Origin of the sequence: Myxococcus stipitatus DSM 14675 (assembly GCF_000331735.1) — a bacterium.
GTDB classification, from domain to species: Bacteria; Myxococcota; Myxococcia; order Myxococcales; family Myxococcaceae; genus Myxococcus; species Myxococcus stipitatus.
The window spans coordinates 6,100,284-6,123,576 of record NC_020126.1; the positions used below are offsets into that span (position 1 = coordinate 6,100,284).

Annotated in this window: 17 protein-coding genes and 2 tRNA genes; 1 reads left to right on the forward strand and 18 read right to left on the reverse strand. The window is 67.9% G+C overall.

Annotation, left to right across the window (positions count from 1 at the left end; translation table 11 throughout):
* Positions 1–16: 16 nt before the first annotated feature.
* From MYSTI_RS23590 to MYSTI_RS23610, 5 genes are all read right to left on the reverse strand, one after another.
* Entirely contained in the window at positions 17–1,336 is a 1,320-nt protein-coding gene (locus tag MYSTI_RS23590; RefSeq protein WP_015350305.1) for a PhoH family protein, read from the reverse strand.
* Between the two features lie 222 nt (positions 1,337–1,558).
* Positions 1,559–2,506 (reverse strand): hypothetical protein, encoded by a 948-nt coding sequence (locus tag MYSTI_RS23595; protein WP_015350306.1) that lies wholly within the window; start codon positions 2,504–2,506, stop codon positions 1,559–1,561.
* Positions 2,507–2,514: 8 nt separating this feature from the next.
* Complete coding sequence (gene greB / locus MYSTI_RS23600; protein WP_015350307.1) at positions 2,515–3,054, reverse strand: transcription elongation factor GreB; 540 nt, start codon at positions 3,052–3,054, stop codon at positions 2,515–2,517.
* A gap of 179 nt (positions 3,055–3,233) precedes the next feature.
* Positions 3,234–3,306: transfer RNA gene (locus MYSTI_RS23605), tRNA-Glu, on the reverse strand.
* A 13-nt stretch (positions 3,307–3,319) separates the two neighbouring features.
* Positions 3,320–3,392, reverse strand: a tRNA-Lys gene (locus MYSTI_RS23610).
* Between the two features lie 594 nt (positions 3,393–3,986).
* Here MYSTI_RS23610 and MYSTI_RS23615 point away from each other — a divergent pair.
* A complete protein-coding gene (locus MYSTI_RS23615) occupies positions 3,987–4,898 on the forward strand; it encodes an alpha/beta fold hydrolase (protein WP_015350308.1) in 912 nt (303 codons plus the stop codon).
* 51 nt (positions 4,899–4,949) lie between these two features.
* Here MYSTI_RS23615 and MYSTI_RS23620 read toward each other — a convergent pair whose 3' ends face one another.
* The 13 genes from MYSTI_RS23620 to MYSTI_RS23680 all read right to left on the reverse strand — a co-directional run bounded on the left by MYSTI_RS23620 (position 4,950) and on the right by MYSTI_RS23680 (position 23,248).
* Positions 4,950–5,915 carry a hypothetical protein gene (locus MYSTI_RS23620; protein WP_015350309.1) on the reverse strand — a complete coding sequence of 322 codons (966 nt, stop codon included), beginning with the start codon at positions 5,913–5,915 and terminating at the stop codon, positions 4,950–4,952.
* 5 nt (positions 5,916–5,920) lie between these two features.
* Positions 5,921–7,522, reverse strand: coding sequence for an FHA domain-containing protein (locus MYSTI_RS23625; RefSeq protein ID WP_015350310.1), 1,602 nt, complete (start codon positions 7,520–7,522; stop codon positions 5,921–5,923).
* A 107-nt stretch (positions 7,523–7,629) separates the two neighbouring features.
* A complete protein-coding gene (tssH, locus tag MYSTI_RS23630; RefSeq protein ID WP_015350311.1) occupies positions 7,630–10,251 on the reverse strand; it encodes a type VI secretion system ATPase TssH in 2,622 nt (873 codons plus the stop codon).
* A gap of 54 nt (positions 10,252–10,305) precedes the next feature.
* Entirely contained in the window at positions 10,306–11,397 is a 1,092-nt protein-coding gene (gene tssG / locus MYSTI_RS23635) for a type VI secretion system baseplate subunit TssG (protein WP_015350312.1), read from the reverse strand.
* Entirely contained in the window at positions 11,361–13,103 is a 1,743-nt protein-coding gene (tssF, locus tag MYSTI_RS23640; RefSeq protein WP_015350313.1) for a type VI secretion system baseplate subunit TssF, read from the reverse strand. Before tssF ends, tssG begins: the two co-directional genes overlap by 37 nt.
* A 29-nt stretch (positions 13,104–13,132) precedes the next feature.
* Positions 13,133–13,525, reverse strand: a complete 393-nt coding sequence (tssE, locus tag MYSTI_RS23645) for a type VI secretion system baseplate subunit TssE (RefSeq protein ID WP_044900571.1) — start codon at positions 13,523–13,525, stop codon at positions 13,133–13,135.
* Between the two features lie 70 nt (positions 13,526–13,595).
* Positions 13,596–14,087 carry a type VI secretion system tube protein TssD gene (tssD, locus tag MYSTI_RS23650; RefSeq protein ID WP_015350315.1) on the reverse strand — a complete coding sequence of 164 codons (492 nt, stop codon included), beginning with the start codon at positions 14,085–14,087 and terminating at the stop codon, positions 13,596–13,598.
* A 143-nt stretch (positions 14,088–14,230) separates the two neighbouring features.
* Complete coding sequence (gene tssC, locus MYSTI_RS23655) at positions 14,231–15,715, reverse strand: type VI secretion system contractile sheath large subunit (RefSeq protein ID WP_015350316.1); 1,485 nt, start codon at positions 15,713–15,715, stop codon at positions 14,231–14,233.
* A gap of 39 nt (positions 15,716–15,754) precedes the next feature.
* Positions 15,755–16,249: a type VI secretion system contractile sheath small subunit gene (gene tssB, locus MYSTI_RS23660; protein ID WP_015350317.1), complete on the reverse strand. Its 495-nt coding sequence runs from the start codon at positions 16,247–16,249 to the stop codon at positions 15,755–15,757.
* A gap of 26 nt (positions 16,250–16,275) precedes the next feature.
* Entirely contained in the window at positions 16,276–17,928 is a 1,653-nt protein-coding gene (gene tssA, locus MYSTI_RS23665; protein WP_015350318.1) for a type VI secretion system protein TssA, read from the reverse strand.
* Between the two features lie 34 nt (positions 17,929–17,962).
* Positions 17,963–18,901: a type VI secretion system-associated protein TagF gene (gene tagF, locus MYSTI_RS23670; RefSeq protein WP_015350319.1), complete on the reverse strand. Its 939-nt coding sequence runs from the start codon at positions 18,899–18,901 to the stop codon at positions 17,963–17,965.
* Entirely contained in the window at positions 18,889–22,554 is a 3,666-nt protein-coding gene (gene tssM / locus MYSTI_RS23675) for a type VI secretion system membrane subunit TssM (RefSeq protein ID WP_015350320.1), read from the reverse strand. The genes tagF and tssM overlap by 13 nt, the downstream gene beginning before the upstream one ends.
* A gap of 10 nt (positions 22,555–22,564) precedes the next feature.
* Entirely contained in the window at positions 22,565–23,248 is a 684-nt protein-coding gene (locus MYSTI_RS23680; protein ID WP_015350321.1) for a DotU family type IV/VI secretion system protein, read from the reverse strand.
* Between the last annotated feature and the right edge of the window lie 45 nt (positions 23,249–23,293).

A 23,293-nucleotide genomic window follows, 5' to 3' on the forward strand; every position in this document is an offset into this window, starting at 1 on the left:
GGCGCGCGGGGGCGGGCTAGAGCAGGTTGGCGGCGAGCTCGGCCAGGGCGCTGCGCTCGCCCTTGGCCATGGAGATGTGCGCGGCGATCTTCTCGCTCTTGAAGCGATTGACCACGTGCACCAGGCCGTTGTTGGTCGAATCCACGTAGGGGTTGTCGATCTGGAACGGGTCCCCCGTGAGGATGATCTTCGTGTTGTCGCCCACGCGGGTGATGATGGTCTTCACCTCGTGGGGGGTGAGGTTCTGCGCTTCGTCCACGATGATGAACTGGTTGGGGATGCTCCGGCCGCGGATGTACGTGAGCGGCTCGATTTCCATCAGCCCCAGGTCCAACAGCTCGTGGTAGCCGCGTCCGGCCTTCTTGTCCGCGCGGCTGAGGTTCATCAAGAACTCCACGTTGTCGAAGATGGGCTGCATCCAGGGGTTGAGCTTCTCCTCGACGCTCCCGGGCAGATACCCGATGTCCCGCCCCAGGGGGAAGATGGGTCTGCTCACCAGGAGCTTTTGGTAGAGGTTCTCCTCGGTCACCTTCTGGAGGCCCGCGGCGATGGCCAGCAGCGTCTTGCCCGTACCCGCCTTGCCGACGATGGTCACCAGCTTGATGTCGTCATTGAGCAGCAGGTCCAGACAGAAGGCCTGCTCCATGTTGCGCGGACGGATGCCCCAGGTGCCTTCCTTGCTCTGCCGCAGCAGGGGCACCACGCGGTTCTTGAGGCCGTGCAGGCGCCCCATCGCGGTGTGTGAGGGGTTCGTCTCGTCCTTGAGCAGCACGAGCTGGTTGGGGAAGAGCGTGTCCACGTCCGGCAGCTCCACCTCCGCGCCGGGCTTGTACATCTGGTCCACCAGCGCCTTGGGGACGAGCCGCTCGGTGAAGCCGGTGTACAGCTCGGTGATCTCCACCCGCTCCGTGTCGTAGTCCTCGGCGACGAGGCCCAGCGCGTCGGCGCGGATGCGCAGGTTGGTGTCCTTCGTGATGAAGACCGCCTGCGTGTCCGGCTCCTGCTCCATCAGGTCGATGGCCACCGCGAGGATGCGGTTGTCCATCAGGTTGCTGTCCGCCATCGACAAGGGCAGGTCGCGCTCGGTGAAGCACACGCGCAACATTCCGCCCCGAGGCAGCGGCACGCCCTCCTTGAGCGAGCCCTCCGCGCGGAAGCCGTCCAGGTAGCGCGCGACCAGCCGGGCGTTGCGGCCCAGCTCCGAGAGGTCGCGTTTGAACTGGTCGATCTCCTCGATGACGTAGATGGGGATGATGACGTTGTTGTCCTCGAAGCCGTAGATGCTGCGCGGATCGTGGAGGAGGACGTTGGTGTCGAGGATGAAGTTCTTTCGCATCGTGGGTTGCGCGACCTGATTGGTTCGGGTGCGACCGCTGGGGACCGTGCGACGTGGATGAGCCTGACGCCCACTCCAATATAGACAGGGGCTCCCACGGAAGCAGCCAGGTTGACGCCTTCCGTGCCCGCTGTTGGAAACCCCACGCCCGGGCCCCACACCGAGGGCCCTCCGGTGGCCGGCCCGGATACCCGCGCGTGACGCGCCTGGAACAGAGGGCGATCAGTGCGCGAGGACCGGGGCGAGCGGGTCGTAGCCCAGCAGGTCCGCCAACCGCTCGGGCGGGGGCCCCGGAGGCATGCGCTCCCAGGGAAAGCGCTGGCGGAGTGCTTCCTCGTCGAGCGTGAGCAACCGCCGGCCCATCTTCTCGCGGCCCTCGAGCCACTTCTTCATCTCGAATGCGTCACGCAGCCTGGGGCTGAAGGGGGCGAGCATGGGCATGGGGATGAAGGGGACGTGTTGTCCCTCGGCGTCGCGCATGCAGCCGAGCTCCACCGCCCAGGCGACCAACCATCTGGGGCGCGAGTCTCCCGCATCCCGCAGCGCGAGGAAGCGCCCTTGAGCTTCGCCGTCGACGAAGAGGAAGCGCCGGTCGTAGACCGTGGCGGCGGCGTAGGTCGAGGGAGTGAGCGCGAGCCCCTCCGCGCCGATGCGACGGGCCATGAGCATGACCAGTTCCAGGAGGGGCGCGGAGAGCGCGAGGCCTGGGTGACTCTGGCCGGGCAGTGGAGGCCGGTGCCAGTCGAAGGAGCGACCCGGGTTCTGGAGCAGCAGCGCGTCCACGTACAGCAGAGGCACGGTGGCGAGCAGGCCGCCGAGGCCCACTTCGGCGCCGGTCGCCATGCGCAGCGAGATATCGGCGACGGGAGCATAGAAGCGGCGGCTCCAGAGGATGATGCGAGGGTGGAAGGGATCTTCCCCCTGGATGCGCAGCTCCATGGGGCCGACGCGTTCCTCCGCGCGCTGGAGGAGGCCATAGGCGCGCAGTCCCCGCTCCAGGCCCTGGTGGCTGTAGGTCCCGAAGAGAAGGCCCCCGCGAGTTTGCTGGGAGTCGCCGAGCCCCAGGTCTTCGAGTGAAAGCTCTTCGGGGTCGGGCGCGGCCAGGTCCGCCCCGCTGAGGCTCTGGAAGATGCGGCGGAAGCGGGGGTTGATGGGCAGCGTCCGAGGCATGCGGCCTCCTAGTCGTAGCGGATGTCGACGACGGTCAGTTCGATTTCGCCCCGAGGGCGGCGCACCTCGACGGTGTCACCGATGCCCTTGCGCAGGAGGGCGCGGCCGATGGGGGACTCCACGCTGATGCGACCTCCGGCGGCGTCAATCTCATCGGACCCGACAATCTGGTACGTGGTCCGGGCGCCGTCCTCGTCCTCGAGGGTGACGGTGGCGCCGAAGTAGACGCGTGCACGGTCACTCTGTTCAGAAGGTGTGACGATGGTGGCGGTATCGAGGCGTCGTTGGAGGAAGCGGATGCGGCGGTCGATTTCGCGCAGGCGCTTCTTGCCGTAGATGTACTCGGCGTTCTCGGAGCGGTCGCCCTGGGCGGCGGCGGCGGAGACCTCGGCGGTGACCTTGGGGCGCGCCTCGTTGAGCAGGCGGATGAGCTCGCGGTGCATCCGCTCGGCGCCCAGCCGGGTGAGGTAGCGGCGGAAGGGGGCCTTCTCATCACCCTCCTCTGCCTCCAGGTCGTCGAGCTCGTCCGGGGACAGGTCCTGGGCCATGAGGCTTGTATACAGCCGATGGCTGACGGCAGGAGGACGTCCCGCCGCCGACGATGCCTCGGTAAACAGGCAGGGCCGGCAACGTGCGCACTTTGCGTGCGCCTGGACTCCACCCAACCGTTGAAAAAGCTCAGCCCCGTAAGTGCCTTCTGATTCAGGCACTTACGGGGCTGCTCTAGTGTCCCCGACGGGATTCGAACCCGTGTTACCGGCTTGAAAGGCCAGCGTCCTGGGCCTCTAGACGACGGGGACGTCGTCACCTACATGAGTCGCGGGGGGATCGAACCCCCGACCCTCGGCTTAAAAGGCCGGTGCTCTACCATCTGAGCTAGCGACTCGCACTATTCTTTTGTTCAAAATCAGCAGCCGACCTCCCAAGCCCCGGAGGCAGGCGCTTCCTACCAGCACTTCAGCGCGCTTTCCACTGGCGAGAGCAGTGGCCCCTTCCTGACGTTGGTTCCACCACCTCTCGCCCCAGCACCCCACGTCCCCTTCGCCACCCACCACTCAGGGCCACGAGGTGAAGTGAGGATGACCGGACAAGGCACGTGCTCCACGCGGACTGCACGGCCCTCCGGTTCCAAGGGCGCGTTGCATGCCCGACGCTCATCGGCCCGCGTCCGGATGTCGCCGTTTCGACGCCCTCAAGAGCTCAGTCCCCAGGCCGGCATCGAGGCTCGAGAAGACTCTCAATGACATCCAGGGTTCCGCCGAACCGACCATGCGCGCGGTCATCGAAGTCGTACGTCTCAACTCCGCGAGACGTGCTCGGCGGGGCATCTCTTTCGAGAATCAATTCGACCGACCGATGAGTTCCGCCGCCTCGCGGAGTCTACGTGTTTGAAAGCGCGGCCCACGGAGCCTGAAGTCGAGTCCCCACACCCCTTCCGTGGGCGAAACACGCGCTGCCCGGACACTCTCGAGAGCACGCCATGACGACCCCTGCCAAGTCCCTCCTCGCCGCTGCGTTCCTGCTGTCCTCCTCCCTCTTCTCCCTGGGCTGCGGCTCCGACCCGAAGCCATCCCCCATCCCCGAAAACCAGACCACCGCCCCCGGCGCCTACGCCCAGGTGAACGGACTCAACCTCTACTACGAGACTCACGGCACGGGCCGCCCGCTCATCGTTCTCCACGGCGCGCTCTCGACCATCGACTCGATGCAGCCGTTCATCGCCGAGCTCGCCAAGACTCGCCAGGTCATCGCCGTCGAGCTCCAGGCCCACGGCCACACCGCCGACATCGACCGCCCCCTGCGCTTCGAAACCATGGCGGATGACATCGCCGCCCTCATGAAACATCTCAACATCGAGTCCGCCGATGTCTGCGGCTACTCCCTCGGCGGAGGTGTCGCGCTCCAGGTCGCCTTCCGCCACCCGCGGGCCGTTCGCAAGCTCGTGCTCATGTCCGCCACCTTCAAGAGCGACGCGTGGTTCCCGGAGAACCGAGCCATCATGGCCACGATGACGGGAGAGGCACTCGCGGGCTCACCCATGCACGAGGCCTACCTGCGCACCGCCCCGCGCCCCGAGGACTTCTCCATCCTCGTGTCCAAGATCAGCCACCTCCTCACCCAGGAGCCCTACGACTGGACCCAGGACGTGGCGGCCCTCAAGACGCCGACGCTCGTCATCTCCGGAGACTCGGACAGCCTCCCGCCGACGCACTCCGTGGAGATGTTTGGATTGCTCGGCGGCGGCAAGGCGGACGGCATGATGGCGGGTGTTCCCACCTCTCGCCTCGCCATCCTCCCAGGAACGACTCACTGGGACGCGGTGACTCGCGTCGACCTGCTCGTCCCGCTCATCCCGTCCTTCCTCGATGAGCAGCCGGCCTCGACGCCCTGACACACACCGCTGGACGAGATGGCGCAATCACATCTCGTCCAGCCCAACCCACTACCGCATCGCCTCCGTGGCGCCCTCCTCCAACAAGCGCCCCCACAACGACGTGTCATCCACCACCAGCCGCCCCGCGGACACTTGCACCTTCCGGTCCACCTGCGCCTTGCGGAACTGTCTCGCTGGAACCGTGGGCTGCTTCGGGTCCAGGTCATTCACAATCATCTGCTCCTGCACCCGAATCCCATCCGTCGCGAAGCTCAGTGCCGCCGTGTAGTCATACTTCCGCAGCCAGCGGCTCGGCAGTGAACGCGACGCCGTGCGGTTGAGCTGAATCATCGACGGGCTCGCACAGCCCCCGTTGGCCAACAGCAGCGGCTCGTTGATGAAGCGATTGCCCCGCTGCGGCACCATCCGCACGGACCGCTGACACACCGAATCCTTCGGCCCCGAGCACCGCTCCCCCTCCGCCACCAACAAGTCGATTCCCCCCACCCGCTCCAACCGCAACGTCGCCCGCTGCGTCCGTGAACGCAGCACACCCAACGCCTTCACCGCCATCCCTCGCGGCGTGGACTCCACCAACGCCACCGGGCCCATCCCATCCCCATCCGAGAACCGGCGCGTCACCACCCACACGAGGCGCGCATCCGGACGGACCTCACTCATCACCATATCCGCCGCCGTCACCGTCGTCGCGGGCAACGCCGTCGATGAGGCCCCGACCTCGGCGCACTCGCCCGGCTCCGGGTCCTGCCAGAGCACCGGCGTCCCCATGCAGTCCGTGTGCGGCGTCGCCAGCTGCCCCGTCCTCGCGTCATACCCACTCAGCAACATCGGGATGAGCAGCTCCGCCCGCCACTGCTCGGGCGACAGCGCATGAACGCCCGTCGGTCGCTCCGCGAAACACAGCGCCTGCACGCTGGGCGCCGAGCGCACGGGCGTCGAGCTCTTGCAGCCCGCCCCCCCCAGGAACACCAACATCCCCAGTCCCAACCGCTCCAGCCACCTCGCACTCGTCATGTGCCTCATGACTCCCGTTCCCTGCGCTTGGACACCACGGAAACCTCCCCATCGCTGCCCTTGTTCGCCGCGTCTCCCACGATGGCGTGGTAGGCCTTCGCGAACTCCTGTCCAAACAAGGCCTTCGTCAGCTCTCGCTCCTCCTCGCTGAGCCGACGAATCTCCTCCTCCAGCCACTTCAATCGCTTCGAAGCCCCGAACGGCCACATCTTCGACAGGGACGAGCCCTCCCCTTCCTCCCCGCCCTGGCTCAACCTCTGAAGCAGGGCCCTCACGCCCTCGCGCATGCCGTTGAGCAGTGCAATCTGGTGGATCATCACATCCCCGAATCCACTCTTCAGCTCCTGCACCCGCTCCGCACCGTCCGCGGCCTTCCAGTCCAGCAAGTAGCGCAACACCTCGCGCGTGTTCTTGCTCTTCGACAGCGGCGTCACGTCCCGCACCATCGCCACGGCCATCTCCTGGCCGAACTGGTCATGCCCCTGCCGAAGCTCCACGAAGGCCCGGCCAAACGTCTCCAACACCCCCGCCAGCCGCTCCAGGAACCGGTCGATATCCGACCCCGACTCCAGCCCCTTGCTCCCAGGCAGATAGGACCGGACGAACTGCCCCAGCAGCTCGCGAGCCATCACATCCAGCCGAGGCGGCGCTCCCTGCACCCCCGCCATCGACACACCCGAGGACGTCCCCCCCGAGCTCTGCGGAACCGACACCCCGAGCGAGCGCGCGAACTCACCGAACTGCGGCTCGTGCACCACCCCGGACAAGCGCCGCTGAATCTGACCCACGAGCGACGGCCGCTCGTTCTCCGCCAGCCCCTCCCCCTGTTTCACCATCGCCGCGTGCAGCGCCTGCCACGCATTCCGGTACGCCGTGTACAGCGGCACCAGTTGCTGGATGGAGGCATGCACCCCACCCACCCCTGGCGGAACCACCCGCACACTCTCCGGCGTCCGGTGGCGCCGCTGGATGATGGACGGCACCGCGGGCCGAGCCACCGGCTCCTCCACGCGCGGGATGCTGGAGATCTGCGTCCGCTGCCCGTCGTCCTCCGCGCCCAGCTCCCCTTCCTCGAGCGCCGGCATGAGCTGCGTGCGCGAGGCGCCCATCTCCTCCTCGTCATCGTCCTGCAATGACGGAATGGACCCCAGCGCGGGCAACAGCGCCGTGGCCACCACCTGCGCCCGCCCCTGCACCGGCGTCGGCTTGAAGCTCGACGGCGTCCCCTCTCCGGGGTCCATGAGCGTCGTCAGCGCCCGGAACTGCGTCATCTGCGACTGGCCATCCCCCACCACCGCCTCTCGCGACAAGCGCATCTCAAGGGTGCCGATGGAGACAAGCGTCTCCTCGTTCACTTTCACTTGAACATTCTTGTCGATGCGGCGGCCGTCGATGCTCACCCCGTTCGTCGAGCCCAGGTCCACCACATACATGGCCTTCTGGTCGAACCGGACGAGCGCGTGGAAGAGCGAGACGAACGTCTTGGGGATGGAGACGTCGTTGAGCTGGTTACGGCCGATGCGGACGGGCGAGTGCCGGAAGACGTACTGCTTCTCAGTCGGCGCCTGCGCGTCCAGGCCCTTGATTCGGATGACGAGGGGCAACACGGCTCACTCCAATCCCGAAACGTGGGGGCAGCCCACGGCGTACCTCACGAGAGTCCGGCGCGTCCGGCGGGCGAATCATCCCTCCGGACGCTTCCAGACACCACCGCCTAGGCGTCCGAGAATGACAGGTCCCAGTCCCCGCTCGCACCCAGACCCACGCGCAGGCGCCCGGGCACCCCTCCCGCCGCCAGGCGCTCCAGCAGCTCCATGGACAGACGCGGCATCAGCGAGGAGCGCAGCAGGTGGTCCACGTTGCGAGCCCCCGAGTCGTTGTCCAGGCACCGCCGCGCGAACTCCTCGGTGACCTCCGGAGCGAACTCCGTCTTGACCCGGTGCGACGTGTGCAGCCGGTCCGCCAGCGCGGCCAGCTTCATCTGTGCGATGTCCTTCAACACATCGCGTGCAATTGGAATGAACGGCACCACCGACATGCGCGCCAGCAGCGCCGGCTTGAAGTGCCGGCTGAGGATGGGGCGAATCGTCTCGGTCACCGTCTCCGTCTTGGGCGCCTCCGGGCCCGAGTACAGCTGCATCAGCGCATCCGTGGCCAGGTTGCTCGTGAGGATGACCACCGTGTTGCGGAAGTCGATGAGGCGCCCCTCACCGTCGGACAACATGCCCTTGTCGAACACCTGGTAGAAGAGGTTCATCACCTCCAGGTCCGCCTTCTCGCACTCGTCCAGCAGCACAACCGAGTACGGCCGCTGGCGCACGGCCTCCGTCAACACACCGCCCTCTCCGTACCCCACGTAGCCCGGCGGGGAGCCGATGAGGCGCGACACGGTGTGCTTCTCCTGGAACTCCGACATGTTGATGGTCGTGAGGAAGCGGTCCCCGCCATAGAGCGTGTCCGCCAGCGCCAGCGCCGTCTCCGTCTTGCCCACGCCGCTGGGGCCCACGAAGAGCAACACGCCAATGGGCGTGGATGGATTGCGGATGCCCGCATGCGACATGCGGATGGTCTCCGCCACCGCGCGCAGCGCCGCGTCCTGTCCCTTCACGCGCGAGCGCAGCGTCTGCTCCAGCGTGAGCACCGCGCCCACGGAGCTGCTGCGCAGCTTGCCCACCGGCACGCCCGTCCAGCCCGCGACCACTCGCGCCACCACGTCCGGGTCCACGTCCACGTGGATCAACGGAGACTCGCCCTGGAGCTTCTCCAGCTGGGCGCGCGCCTCGGCGACGTCGGCCTTCAGCTTCGAGGTGTCGTCGCCCTCCTTCGCGGCGTCGAGCTCCGCACGCGCGCGGCGCACGACATCCACCGCGGCCAGCTCCTGCTCCCACCGGGCGCGCACCGTCGCGACCGAGTCCCGCGTCGCCGCCAGCCGCTCCTCCAACGTCGGGCCGTCCTCCGGCGGCGGAACCGGGTGCCCCGCGGCGAGCTCCCGCTCACGCACCGCCAGCTCCCGCTCCAGCGCCGCCAGACGAGACTCCACCTCCACCAGCTCGTCCGGACGCGCGCTCTGTTCGATCTTCACCCGCGCCGCCGCCGTGTCGAGCAGGTCCACCGCCTTGTCCGGAAGCTGCCGCCCGGAGATGTAACGGTGTGACAGCGACACCGCGGCGACCACCGCCTCGTCGCGGATGGTGACGCCGTGCGACTTCGCATAGGCGGGGCACAACCCACGCAGCATCAGCACCGCGTCCTCTTCGGAAGGCTCGTCCACCTTGATGGGCTGGAAGCGACGCTCCAGCGCGGCGTCCTTCTCGAAGTACTTCTTGTACTCGGCCCACGTGGTGGCGGCGATGGTCCGCAGCTCGCCACGCGCCAGCTCCGGCTTGAGCAGGTTCGCCGCGTCACCGCCCCCCTGCGCGCCTCCCGCGCCGATGATGGTGTGCGCCTCGTCGATGAACAGGATGATGGGCTTCGGCGAGCCCTTCACCTCGGAGATGACCGCCTTGAGCCGGTTCTCGAACTCGCCGCGGACGCCCGCACCCGCCTGGAGCGCGCCCAGGTCCAACCCCAGCACCTCCAGGTTGCGCATGGACTCCGGCACATCCCCTGCGACGATGGCGCGCGCCAACCCCTCCACGAGCGCCGTCTTCCCCACGCCCGGCTCGCCCACGATGATGGGGTTGTTCTTGCGGCGCCGCGCCAGCACATCGATGACCTGACGAATCTCCCGATCTCTCCCGAAGATGGGGTCGATCTTCCCCGTGCGCGCCTTCTCCGTGAACGACGTGGTGAACCGCGACAGCGCCTCCTCGCCTCGGCCTCCACCGCCGGAGGGCGCCGCCGCCGTCGCGCTGCTCACCTCGGCGGCTTCCTTCGAGCGGCCCACCACCTCCTCGAAGACCTTCTTGAGCGTCTCCACCGAGATGGCATCCAGCGCCGAATACGACTCGGCGGTGTAGCGCTCCGAGCGCGCAATCCACTGCCACATCAGCACGCCCGAGCGCAGCCGGCTCACGCCGTGCTCCAGCGAGGCCACCAGCCACGCGTCCTCGAACCACTGGAACAGGCTCTCCGAGAACACGGGCCGCCCCGAGTTGCCCGTGCGCAGCGACTTGAGCCCGTCCTCCACGGACGCGAGCACCTTCGAGCGGTCCACCTGGAAGTGCCGCAAGAGCAGCGAGGCCTCGCCCTCTTCATCCTCCAGCAACTGCCGCAGCAGGTGCTCGGGGACGATTTCGTAGCACCGAGCGCTGCTCGCCCGAGACACCGCGGTCTCCAACATCCGAGTGGCCGTGGGCGTCAGGCGCCGAACAAGGGTCTTGGGTTCAACGCGCATGTCTTCACTCCTGGACTTCGGATGAACGAAGGTGGGGACACCGTCGAAGCGACGTCACGGCGGCGAGAGGGGCTCGGGCTCGGCCCGCTTCGGGGCGGATGCGAGCGGCACGGTGCGCGTGCGCAGGCGGGTGTCGCTCCTGCGCTGCCCCAGATAGCAGTCCTGCCCGAGCCGGAAGGACCCTTCGCGCGACAGACGGAACCTCGGCAGCTCCACCTCGCGCACGCCCAGCACCAGCGAACAGTCGAGCGGATCTCTCACGAAGAGGTCCACCACCTCGCGCACCACCGGCGACAAGTCTCCCTCCGGAAGCAGGCGCCGGTAGACATCCCCCTCCAACGGGGAGATGTGGATGCTGAACCCGCCCGAGCGATCAAACACCCGAGCCCCCAGGAGCATCGAGCGGCTCAGGTTCGAGTTCGAGCGGCCCAGCCGCATCCGATTGTCGGCCTCGATATCCACCCAGGCGCCAGAGAACTGCCGCAGCGACACCGTCGCCTCGCCCAACACCGGCGACAACACGTCCGTCAGCGCAAGCTCGAGGACCCCCGCCGTCCGCGCCCTCGCGGACAACAGCGGCATCAGGCGCAGCAGCTGCGCGGGTGACAGCGCGCCCGAATAGGGGCGCTCATACGTGTCCAGCCCCCCCAGCGCGAGCGCCCGCTGCGACCAGGCATCACTCCCCCCGCGCGTGGTCTCCGCCGCCAGCGAGTAGCGCACCAGCGCGCGGTACAGCAGCGAGAGCAGGCGGTGGTGGAAGAGGTCCAGGAAGTCACGCCGACGCGCGCTGTCCGGGTCCTCCTGCGCAATCTCCTCCAGGATGTAGTCCGGCAGCGGCGACACCGAGCCCGTGAGCCCCAGGAACGTGGAGACCACCTCGATGACTTCCGCCGACCCGCCGTTCGCGTCCGGCTGGGAGATGACGCGGACGCGGCTCACGTCGCTCGCGCTGAACGTGAGCGACGGGTCGTGCCGGAAGCGGATGCGCTCGTCCAGCGCGGGCCCCGTCCCACCCACGGGCACCGCCGATGACGTCAGCCGCTCGAGCAGCGCCACCAGCGGCCTGAACGACAGCTGCCCCGGCCGGGCGCTCAGCGACTCGACGGCCTTCAGCAAATCGTCTGTCGGCCGTTCCGGGGAGACCACCGGTACTCCAGTCGAGAGGGTTGAAGGCGCAGCACGAACTCGCTGAAGGAGTTGAGGCTCACGTGCGAGGCGAACAGCTCGTCCAGGACACAGCCGAAGAGGAACGCGTCCCCCGGCCCCGTGAAGCCCGCCTCCTCCAGGTCCGCCGTCACCTGCACGCCGCGCACGGGCGCGCCTTGGAAGAAGCGCGTGATGGGCTGCGCCTGGACGGCTCGCAGCGACTCCACCCGGAGCTGGTTGGCGCGCGCCGTGGATTGGTCCGCGGTCGCCTGGAAGTTGTAGAGCGCCAGCAACGACTGGAGAGCCCCTGGCTCCAGCAGCGAACGCTGGTTGAGGCTCAGATGCGACAAGAGCCGCCAATGCAGCTCGGAGCCCACGGGCGGGCGCGCGGGACGCGTCACCGCGACGATGTTGCGGAAGCGCGCGGTGGTGGGCGACGCGGCGGTCGGCACACTCAAGTCCCCCACCTGCAAGCGCGACGGCAGCGAGCGGTTGGTGCACGTGAGGTCGATGGAGAGCGTCTCGTCCGCCAGCGAAGGCGTGGCGTCGCGGGGGCTGCCCAGCGACAACGACACGTCCATCCCGTCGTCCAGCGGCGACGCCCCTCGGTGCAGCCGATAGAAGCGACCACTGTCCGTCGCCGCATGAGCGAAGTCGAAGAAGGGCCGGTACTGCTGCCGCTCCGTCCTGCCCGTCTGGAGCCCGGTGACCGAATCCACCGAGTACACCTCCATGTGTGCCGGCTCCAGGCCCGCGGCCCGCACCAGGTGCTCGTGCCCCAGCGCACTCGTGCGCACCGGGTCCGCCGAGGCGCTGAAGAGGTTCACCACCGGCGCGCAGTGCAGCCGGAAGACGTCCTTGGGGATGCGCCCGGGGAGCGCGGGGGGACGATCAAACTCGAAGAGGAGCTCCAGCTTCTGTCCCGTGAGCTCCGAGGCCGCCTGCAACCCCTTCACATCGACGAAGAGGAACTTCTGCGGCAGCGTGAAGTACTCCTGCAAGAGCCGGTAGCCCTCCGGAGCCAGCGAGGGCCAGGGCAACAGCCGGTTGTCGGGAGCGAAGCCCGAGGCGCGGATGCAGTCCGGCCCCAGCCTCACGCTCTCGCCCTCCACCGGGTTGCGCAGCACCACGCCCTTGCAGTGGCGCAAGAGCCACACCATCAGCATCGAGGCCACTGGCAGCTCGGCGCTGAGGAACAGCGAGAGTCCTTCCTCCTGGAAGATCTCCGCCCGCGCCTGCTCCACCACCTGGAGTTGCACGCGCAATACCGGCGACGCGGGCGACGACTGGTCCAGCGTCGTCTCGCCCAAGGTCAGCGGCAGCAGGTCCACCGCGCGCGTCGTGCGGAACGTGCACACCGTGCCGTCCACCGGCTTGGTGCCCACCTCCGCGCCCTCGGGGATGCGCGAGCGGCCCCGCAACAGGCGCGCGTGCGGCGTGAACTCCACCACCGAGCAGGCCGGAATCACCCGGAGATAGTGCGGGAGGAGCAGCTCCGTCAGGCCGTGCACCACCTCCGGCACGGAGTCGTCGATGCGCTCGCGGACGCGGGCCGTGAGGAAGGCGAAGCCCTCCAGCAACCGCTCCACGTCGGGGTCACCACCGCGCTCCACCAGGAGCCCGGCGAGCGCGGGATTGACGGTGCCGAACGCGCGGCCCATCTCCCGGAGGTACGTCAACTCGCTCTGGTAGTACTTGCTGAACACCGCAGCTCACCCCGCCATACCGGCAACACTCACCAGACCTCGATCTTGCCTCCCGGCGACATCTGCGTCCGGAAGCGAAGCATTCCCCTCACCCCACGGCCCGCGGGCTGAGCGGTGATTTCAAAGCGCAGCACCAGCGGGTCCGCGTCCGGGAGGTGGCGCACGCTGATGTTGCAGATGCGCGGCTCGAACTCGAGCACCGTCGCGCGAATGGCGGACTGGAGCGTCTGGATGGCCGAGGGGAAGGTGTGGACGAAGTCCGTGAAGTCCACGATGCCAAACCCCGGCACCGTGGCGGACCCACCCTTGCGCGTGTTGAGCAGCACGCGCAGGTGCTCGACGATGGACTCGGTCATGTCCACGTCGCGCTCGCTCGAGCCCTTCCCCGCATCGATTCGAGACAGCAGACCACGTCCCGTCACCTGCAACCCCTCCTCGATGCCAGGGCTCGCGCTCCCCTCGGTGGGCGGGAGCACGAGCTGGCCCGCCGCATTACTGGTTCTGGTCCCAGCTGTCCTCGTGCGTGACACCACCGTTGGTGTACGTCCAACTGATGGTGTGGAACACGAACGTCACCTCCTCGAGGGGAGGCTGCTGAGACGTCGCGGGGATGAAGGTGTCCGGAACGAGCTGCTTGAGGCTGGCAACCCGGCCCTTCTTGATCTCCACCGTGTAGAACTGCTCCGTCGTTCCGTCGCCCGTCGGGTTCGGGCGGAAGAACTTGAAGACGCCATCGATGACTTCGTTCTTCGTCAGCGCCTTCGCCAGGAGCGGCGAGGACTTGTCGATGCGCTTGACGATGCGCAGCGGCTCGTACTGGCGACGGCCGGTGGCCATTCCGCTGCCGGCCTCGCGCGCGGTGATGATGGACTGCTCGAAGGACAGGCACTCGATGGAGCCCTCGCGCCCGAGGCTCGTCTGCGTGCTCTCACCCTTGACGTCCGACGCGTTCGACTTGAGGAACAGATGTACTGTCTCGGCCATTGTGGCTCTCCCCCTGCTTGAGGTGGTGTGACGGCTGTGATGTGGCACGGAGCCCTGGACCAGGGCTCCGGACTGCATGATGGCCGCCGTCTCCTCAGGCCCGGCGACCGTAAGACCCTGCATCGGGTCTCACGCCTGCGCTCTCATTCCTTGTCCAGCTTGCCAACGAGCGAGAGTGTGAAAGCGGCGCCCATGTACTTGAAGTGAGGGCGCACCTGGAGGTTGCAGCGGTACCAGCCGGGCTGCCCCTCCACGTCCTCCACCTTGATGCGGGCGGTGCGGAGCGGACGGCGCGAGCGCACGCTGGGCGCCGGCTCGTCCATGTCCGCGACGTACTGGTTGATCCACTGGTTCAGCTCGCGCTCCAGGTCCGAGCGCTCCTTCCAGCTTCCAATCTGCTCGCGCTGGAGCACCTTCACGTAGTGCGCCAGGCGGGACATGATGAACATGTACGGAAGCTGGGTGCCCAGCCGGTAGTTCGTCTCGGCCGCCTTGCCCTCCGGCGTGTTGCCGAAGAACTTGGGCTTCTGCGCCGAGTTGGCGGAGAAGAAGGCCGCGTTGTCCGTGTCCTTGCGGAACACCAGGCCGATGAAGCCCTCCTCGGACAGCTCGAACTCGCGGCGCTCGGTGAGGAGCACCTCGGTGGGGATCTTCGTCTGGATCTCCCCCATGGCCTCGTACTGGTGCAGCGGCAGGTTCTCCACCGCGCCACCCGCCTGCGGGCCGATGATGTTCGGGCACCAGCGGAACTTGGCGAACGAGTCCGTCACCCGGCTGGCGAACGCCGTGGACGCATAGCCCCACAGGTAGCGCTCGTGGTGGCCGACGACGTCCTCGGTGAAGTTGAACGACTTCACCGGCACCGTCTTCTCGCTGTACGGCAGGCGCAGGAGGAAGCGAGGCATGCACAGGCCGACGTAGCGCGCGTCCTCGCTCTCGCGGAACGAGTGCCAGCGCGCGTACTGAGGACCCTCGAAGAGGGACTTGAGGTCCTTGAGGGCCGGCAGTCCCAGGAAGGACTCCTGCTGGCCGAAGAACTCCGGCGAGGCATTGGCCACGAACGGCGTATGGGACATGGCCGCCACCGAGGCGATCTTGCTCAGCAGCGACAGGTCCTCGGGGCCCGGGCCGACGTCGAAGTTGCCCACAACGAGGCCGTAGGGCTTGCCGCCGAAGACGCCGTACTCGTTGGAGTAGACGGTGCGGTACAGGCCCGACTTCACGACCTCGGGGGCATCCTCGAAGTCCGTGATGAGGTCCTGCTTGGAGGCGTTGAGCACCTCCACGCGGGTGTTCTCGCGGAAGTCCGTGCGCTCAATCAGGAACTTGAGCGAGCGCCACGAGGACTCCAGGGACTGGAGCTGCGGGTGGTGGAGGATTTCATTGACCTGCGAGCTGAGGCGCTGGTCCACCTCCGCGATCATCGCGTCCACCAAGGCCTTGTCCACGCGCTCCGCGGAACGACCCGGTGCCAGCATCTGCGCGATGAAGGCCTGCACCCCTCGGCGAGCGACGTCATAGCCGTCGTCGCTCGGCTTCATCTTGGTTTCGGAGAGGATTTCGTCCAGGAGCGACGGGGCGGCGTCGGCCGCCTCGGGCACCGCGAGTTGCTTGGCTTCAGTGCTCATCTGTGTCACGCCTTTTGTGAATGCGTTGCAAGTCGCGGCCTAGTCGGCTTTCTTGTCCAGCCCCAATTCCGCCATGAGCTTCTGACGTCCCTCGGAGTCGCCGAGCAACGTCTGGATCTTCTTGCGGAAGGCCGGCACGTTGCCCAGGGGGCCCTTGAGGGCGTTGAGCGCCGCGCGCAGCTCCAGGAGCTGACGCAGCTCCGGAACCTGGTTGACAATGCCCTCCGGGGTGAAGTCCGACAGGTTCTGGAACTTCAGCGCCACGGACATGCTCGCGTCCGGGTCGTCGGAGAGCTTGTTGGGGACGCTGGCGTCCAACGACAGCCCCTGCTTGGCCATCACTTCATTGAAGTTGTTCTTGTCGATGTTGATGGGCGCCCGCTCCTCGACGGGACGCTCGTCCTGGCGGCCCGTGAAGTCTCCCACCACGAGAACCTTGAGGGGCAGCTCGACTTCCGACTGCGCGTTTCCAGTGTCCGACTTATAGACAATGTTGACGCGCTCCTTGGGCGCCACAGAACCTTCCTTGCTCACCGCACGACCTCCTGGTTGGGTTGGCTTTAGGGCGCCACCTTCAGCGCGGCACTCGGCTCAAGCAGACAGAGCCGATGATAACGGGCGGTGAAGTCAGACACCAGCGCCTCGGGTGACTTTGGCGGAGGACGTGAGAGGGCAAGCCATCCTTCCAGACACTCCGCCGACAGCTTCGGTTCCCACGTATCCAGCCCGCGCTCCAACGACTCGCGGTCGAGGACCTCGTAGAGGGCACGCGCCACGTGGGTCTGGCCCGCCGCGGCGCAGAGCTTCGCGAGGGTGAGTCGGGCCTGGAATCGCTTTCGACCCGTGCCCGCAGCACCCACCTGCTCCTGGAGAAGGTTCACCGCGCCCGCAGCGTTGCCGCCTGACACCAGCTTGCGCGCCTCGGCGAGGACCTCCGCCGCGGTGTCTCCCTTTTCTGTCTCTGCCCCTGAGAAAGAGGGTGGCGCGGAAGGCGACACCGGCGGCGCGACGACGGACTCCAGCCAGGCGCGCGTCTCGGGTGAGGCGACGGGGGTGCCGTCGCCGAAGAGAAGTCCTGGCACCGTGGGCATCCGCTTCAGCCAGGAGGCGAGCTCCGCCACCAATGCCTGACGTGCCGCGGTGTGCCCCAGCTCCCCCAACGCCTTCGCGCTCAGGTAGTGCAGGTCCAGGAAGAAGCGATGCTGGGTGAGGGTCCCCTCGGACTCCTCCAGCAGCGGTGCCCAGCGGGCGTTGGCCGCCATGCGCTCCAGGTTCGCACGCAGGTTCTCCGGCGGCACGGGGATGCTCGTCTTGCCACTGGCATCCGCCGGCGGAGGTTGGGCCAGGTGGAGATAGAGCCCGATGCGCAGCAGCCGGTAGGACAGCGGGTCCACGGGCGACGCACCGCGAACCACTCCGGCGGCGCTGACCAGCGCGGTGCCCGTCTGCCGGAGGAAGTCGACCGCCGCGTCCGCGCTCGCCAAGGAGCCCACCGCGGGCATGGCCTGCGCGGGGATGGGCGCGGGCGCGGGCGCCGTCGCGGCGGCCACCGGAGGAGGCGGTGGCGCGGCGACAGGCGCCGGTGCGGGCTTGGGCGCGGCGGGAGCAGCGGCGGCCACGGGCGCGGGAGGCGGAGGAGGTGCCTCCGCCGGCAGCGAGGCCATCAGCCGCTGGACGCTCTCCATCAACGGCCGCATCGCGGGCCCATTGGCCTCGAACTTCTGCTTCGACACCTCCGACAGGCGCTTGGCGGCGACCTCGAGTGCCTCCACTCGCGGGCGGTCGCTCGCAGTGACTTGCAGCGACGGGAGATGGGCCGCGGTGCGCTCCACCAGCCACGTCATCACGTTGGAGCGACCCCGCATGCGCGCCAGCTCGGGGAAGAGCGTGGGCCAGTAGCGGTCCAGGATCTCGGAGACGACCACGAGGCCGGTCGCGAGCCCGTCGATGCCCTGCGTCTGGTAGAGGCAGTGCGCCAGATAGGTGGCGATGCGCAGGTCCTTCGACGTGGACTGGAGCACCTTGCCGCTGGAGCTCTGGACCTGGTTCCAGTCGATGGTCCCACCGGTGACGGACTCGAGCTTGGCCATCTCGGCCAGCACTTCCAGATAGGCGGGGTCGGCCTTGGCCGCCTTGCCCGCGGGTGCGTCCGCCGACACGGGCTCGATCCACTGCTTCGCCTGTTCCTTCAACTGCTCCAGCGTCACCGCCATGTTCCCCCTCCTTTCATCCCGCGGCTTCCCGCGCTCACGTCCCGAAGGCGCTCAAGAAGGACTCGACCGTGGCGTTCGCGTCCTCGAGCACCTGTCTCCGCGGTGGCGAGAGCGCGTTGCGTGCGCTCTCGATGGCGGAGGCCTGCTTCGTGTGGAGCGGCCAGACCTTCATGCTCGAGTGACCCGGCTTCGCCAGGTGCATGAGCACCGCGGGGCCGGGCGTCCCGATGGCCAGGAAGAGCCGGGGCGCGGGGCCCAGGTGCCAGAACATCGCCGGAGGTAGCGAGCGCCACCGGAGCTGTCGCCGGGCCAGCTCCAACCAGCCGTAGGGCCCGAGCACCTCCGGGAAGGGACACTCCAGCGTCACGCCCGGCTTCGAGGGCTCCTTGCCCTGCTCCGCCTGGCACGCCTTCACGAAGGTGTTGAACGCGTAGTACTGCGCGCCCGCGGGCGCACCGTCGGCCTGGAACTGCTGGACCAGCGGCGCGACGGGGCTGCCCAGGACGCGGCGCTTCTGCGCCTCCGCGCCCATCGAGTCACCCGAGGACACGGCCGCGAGTCCCGACACCCGCGCCTCCAGGTCCGCCACGGAGAGCGTCGCCGCGTCCGCCAGCAGTTGGCTCCCCGCCGCGAGGAAGGGCCTGAAGCTGTCGGGCAGCGACGCGAAGTGCTCCGCCGCGCCCGCCGCGTCAATGGTCACGTAGACGGCGAGCGGGAAGACGCGCCCGACCTTGTCGGTGCTCGTCGCCAGCGTCCCCACGAGCACCTGACGGGCTCCGGGCACGGTGAACACGAAGCCCGTGGGCAACGAGGACAGCTGGGTGTTGGCTCGGCGCACCGCCTCGTGCGACTCCTCCAGCCAGCGATGGAAGGCCTGCGACACGGGGTCCGCCGCGTTCCAGCGGATGAAGTCTCCCTGGCACGGAGCCTTGCCCAATAACGCAACCTGGTTGCGCCCCATTACCCCGAGCATCCCGAGCCTCCCTTGGCGATGACGCGTGGAGGCTGAACGCCCGGCATGCGGAACGGCTGCATGAGCTTGGCGTTGCGGCCCGCGGTGACACCGAAGAACGGCGAGGCGCTGCGCGACGGCTTGAAGTCGATGACCACCTCCGTCTCCGAGGACGGAAGCGCCCACGTCACCGAGAACACCCGCGCTCCACCCTCTACCCGGGCCGTGCCCTCTTCCAGCAAGCGGAACAGCCCCCACTCGCCTTCCTGTTCGACGGTCTCGGGCTGGCCCCGGTTGTTGCGCACCCGGATGGACGCGCCCACCGACTTGCCACCCTTCCCGGGCCACTCGAACTGGTGCCACTCCTCCGGACCGTTGTTGTAGTCGACCGTCTGCCCATCCACGGTGAAGCGGATGGACGCGAGCTTCGGCGAAGGCCGGATGTGGAAGGTGAACTTCACGCCGGGCTCAGCATCCCGAGGCGCGAAGAGGGACTCGGAGATCTCCCGCGAGCGCGAGAGGAACGTCAGCACGGAGCCGTAGTACAGGCTGCCGCCCGCGCGGCCGGCTCGGGTGACGAACTTGAAGCGACTCCCCGACTGCTCGACATGGCTCTTCAGGACGCCGCTGTAGAAGCCCCAGAGGGTTCCCGACTCCGGCCGGAAGAAGTCACCCACGTCGGCGACCGCCGAGTCCTGGCCATTGCGATTGAAGGGGTAGTGCCCCGCGAGCTTCTGATTGAACGCGGTGGCGACCTCGCTGCACCACTGGTCGCTCGCCTTCCCTCCCGCCTCCTTGAGGGTCAGCTCGGAGATGGCCTCGATGGGCGGCCACAAGAGCGCCTCGATGCGCGGACGCCAGCCGACCTCCTGCGCCTTGATGAGCGACTGGACGCTGACGCGCGCCGTCTGGACGCGGGCCATCATCGCAGCGGATTCATCCTGGCTCTCCATCGCGGCGCGCTGTGCGTCGCGAAGGAACTGGAGCTGTTCCTGGTAGAGGTCCAGCGGGATGGACTCGGGCGGCGGCGCGTCAGGCCCCTTCGCTCGCTTCGGCGGGGCGCCGAAGTCGGTCAGCCCCTTGAAGCTGGGCTTCACGCTCTGCTCCGTGAAGTACTCCACCTCCGAATCCTCGCCTCCCGCGACCTTCTCGCTGGCGAAGCGGACGCCCTTCTCGACGGCCGTAGCACCGGCCCCCAGCTTCCCCTTGAGCTTCTTGAGAACCCCATCCTCGACGGCGGACGTATCAATCTCCTCCGCGCCCAGGCTGACGTTGTAGTCGACGGCCTTGAAGAGCCGCGCCAGGGGCGGAGGCTCTCCGCGAGTCAGGTCCTCCAACAAGGCCAGCGCTTCCGTGGTGTTGGTCGGCGGCTGGACCCTGAGGCTGGAGAGGAACGCCTTCCACTCCAGGATGTACTGCTCGTAGTACGCCGACCGCAGGATGCGCTCCTGCCGCTCCAGCTCCAGCTCATTGGTGGCGTTGGTGTCCTTGTCCAACACCCAGATGTCGGCGCCTTGGAGCGGGTGCTCCAGCTTCGCGGACACCACGGTCTCCCACCCCTTGCGCGTGAAGGCGCCCCTCACCCGTCCATCGCCCTTGATGTGCTGGGTGGTGCTGCCCAGCACGGAGGAGATGGTGATGTCGTAGCCCTCACGCCCCACGTCGGCGATGAGCTGCTCCAGCGCCAGGGTGGAGAAGGGCAGCCGGTCCAGGATGACGCGGACGTCGCGGACCACCTTGTCGTTGCGCGTGAAGGCCAGGTTGGTCGAGTCCTGCGCCAGCAGCTTCACGAACGAGTCGACGTGGTTGGACATCTGCGTCGTGCGGTGGGCGCTGTCGGTGAACCCAGGCTTGCGGCCCCAGCGCTCCGTCAGGCTCTTCACCAGCCAGGAGCGCACGCCATCCCCCAGCTCCGGCTCACGGGCCGTGCGCGGCCCCGAGAGCAGCAGGTGCAGCTTCAGCCGGTCGAAGTAGCGCGCGTACTCGCGGCCCGTCGGCGTCTCGTCCCCCTGCCGCTGGGCCTCGACCCAGGTCTTCATCTCCTTCAGGTCCGAGGTCAGCACCGGGTCGATGAGCACGCGCCGCACGGTGGCGCCGTAGAACGCGCCCAGCGGCGCGATGAGCTCGTCCCCGCGATACAGGCCCAGGCGCATCCCCGCGGGCGGCCCCTCCTGCTCCCACTCCAGCAGCTTGTCGATCTGCTGCCGCATGGGGAGCATCGCGTCCACCATGGGCCCCGCGCCCGTCGCTCCCGCCTCCTGCAGCTTGAGCGCCTGCGCCATCACCATCGTCGTCTGGATGAAGCGCCGGTTCTTGACGAAGGACATCGTGGGGAACAACAGGATGAGCAGCGCGACCGCGAGGCAGCCTCCCGCATAGCCGAGCTGGATGCGCTTCTGCCGCAACACCTCCGCCGAGCTCATCATCGCGAGGTTCTGGTCGGGGAAGACCACCTCCGCGAACATGTCCCGCAGGAAGTAGCTGCGCGCCTCCACCGCCGGACGGCCACCGTCGGGCGTGGTGGTGCGCCGGATGCCGAAGGCGTCCGCCATCGCGTTCATCACGCGGTCGATGGGGCTGCCTTCCTGCGTGCCGCTCGTGAAGTACACGCCGCGCATCACCGGCGTGTCCGCGTAGACGTTCTCCGCGAAGAGCGCCTGCGTGAACTCGATGAGGTTCGAGCGCAGCCCCTCGAACTGCTGCGGGAAGCGGAAGATGCGCTCGCGCGTCTCCGGGTGGCGCTCCGCGCCGATGCGCACGATGCAGCGCTGCTCCACCACCTCGGCCAGCTCGTCGAAGCGCGCGGCGAACGTCTCACCGATGGCGTCCCGGGCATCCTCCGGCCTCACCGTGAAGCCCCAGATCTGCCCGCGCTCCGTCTTCGGCAGGTCTCCGAAGATGTCCACGAAGCCCGCGAGCAGGTCGCACTTGGTGAACATCACGTAGACCGGAACGATCATCTTCAATCGCTCCATCACCTCGTCCACGCGCTCGCGGATGGTCTGCGCGAGCTGCACCGACTGCTCCTCGTCGATGCCGATGAGGTCTCCCACGCTCACCGCCACCACCAGCCCGTTGACGGGCTTGCGCGGACGGTTGCGCTTGAGCATGTCGAGGAAGCTCAGCCACTCCTCGCGGTCATCATCCTCGGTGGTGTAGCGGCCCGCCGTGTCGAGGATGACGCCCTCGTTGGTCAGCCACCACTCGCAGTTGCGCGTACCGCCGACGCCCTTCACGCCGCCGCCGCGCGAGGACAGGTACGGGAACTGGATGCCCGAGTTGCGCAGCGCGGTGCTCTTCCCGGAGCCCGGCGGCCCGATGATCATGTACCAGGGCAGCACCGACAGCGCGTCCTTGCCCTGCCGCGCACGCGCCAGCTTGGAGGACTTGAGCGACTGGAGCGCCTTGGAGAACTCGGCCTGCATGGCCTGGATCTCTTCCTGCTGATCCGGCCGGACATTCTGGAGCTGGGCGTCCGCCTGCACGCCGAGCTCCCGCTCGATGTCGCGCGCCGCCTTGGACGCCTGGTGGCGCTGGAACAGGTAGGCGGCGACGATGATGAACACCAGCAACACGGTGGGGACGATGGCGCCCCACAGCGGCAGGCTGAGCAACAGGACGGCGGTCCACACCAGGACGATGAAGACCGCGATGAGCACGGTGAGAGCCAGCATCGCGTGCCCCCTAAGGCTGCTGCTGCGTGGAGGAGGTGGTGACCTCCTCGATGAGGGAGGAGACGCTGCTGGACAGGCCAATGCGCAGGCCCGTGTAGACCAACAGCGCGAAGACCACCGCCGCGCCGGAGATGGCCAGCAGCGGCAACGTCCGCTTGGCGCTCACCGCGCTGTCCGGAGGCCGCTCGCCCCGAGGCGAGAGCAGCTCCGTGTCGAACTTGTACGTCTTGGACAGCTCGCGCTGGAGCGCCTCCGTGAGCTGCATCAGCTCCAGCTCTCCACCGCGCACCCGGAAGCGGCCTTTGAAGCCGAAGAGGAGGCAGAGGTAGTAGACGCGGAGGATCTCCGTGCGCTGCAGGTCCTTGCGAACCTCTTCCAGGCGCGTGAAGAAGCCGTCGCCCGCGCGGTTCTCCCGGAAGTAGTGGAACTGGAGGAGGTTGGCGAGCCAGTACTCTCGAAACGAGTCCGCGCGAGCCAGGGCCAGCTCATCCGCGAGCGCGACGATGGGGTAGGCAATCTCCTGCGCGTCCTGCTGGCCGAAGCCCAGCTCGTTGGCGCGCTTGAGCATGCGGTCGAAGAACGTGCGCAGCTGGCGGTGCACGAGCTCCGCCGCGGGCAGCGCATTGTCCCCGAACTGCCGGAGCTGGAGCAACGCCCCGAAGCTCTCCTGCGTGATGGAATTGATTCTGTCCATCCTGTTGATGCCTCCACCCGTCGTGATGACCGGGAGCCCCACCAG

Bases quoted from the DNA above. Each gene is read 5' to 3' on its own strand.
- MYSTI_RS23590 (WP_015350305.1), bottom strand. From the start codon at position 1,336: ATGCGAAAGAACTTCATCCTCGACACCAACGTCCTCCTCCACGATCCG.
- MYSTI_RS23595 (WP_015350306.1), bottom strand. From the start codon at position 2,506: ATGCCTCGGACGCTGCCCATCAACCCCCGCTTCCGCCGCATCTTCCAG.
- greB (WP_015350307.1), bottom strand. From the start codon at position 3,054: ATGGCCCAGGACCTGTCCCCGGACGAGCTCGACGACCTGGAGGCAGAG.
- MYSTI_RS23615 (WP_015350308.1), top strand. From the start codon at position 3,987: ATGACGACCCCTGCCAAGTCCCTCCTCGCCGCTGCGTTCCTGCTGTCC.
- MYSTI_RS23620 (WP_015350309.1), bottom strand. From the start codon at position 5,915: ATGACGAGTGCGAGGTGGCTGGAGCGGTTGGGACTGGGGATGTTGGTG.
- tssH (WP_015350311.1), bottom strand. From the start codon at position 10,251: ATGCGCGTTGAACCCAAGACCCTTGTTCGGCGCCTGACGCCCACGGCC.
- tssD (WP_015350315.1), bottom strand. From the start codon at position 14,087: ATGGCCGAGACAGTACATCTGTTCCTCAAGTCGAACGCGTCGGACGTC.
- tssC (WP_015350316.1), bottom strand. From the start codon at position 15,715: ATGAGCACTGAAGCCAAGCAACTCGCGGTGCCCGAGGCGGCCGACGCC.
- tssA (WP_015350318.1), bottom strand. From the start codon at position 17,928: ATGGCGGTGACGCTGGAGCAGTTGAAGGAACAGGCGAAGCAGTGGATC.
- tagF (WP_015350319.1), bottom strand. From the start codon at position 18,901: ATGCTCGGGGTAATGGGGCGCAACCAGGTTGCGTTATTGGGCAAGGCT.
- tssM (WP_015350320.1), bottom strand. From the start codon at position 22,554: ATGCTGGCTCTCACCGTGCTCATCGCGGTCTTCATCGTCCTGGTGTGG.
- MYSTI_RS23680 (WP_015350321.1), bottom strand. From the start codon at position 23,248: ATGGACAGAATCAATTCCATCACGCAGGAGAGCTTCGGGGCGTTGCTC.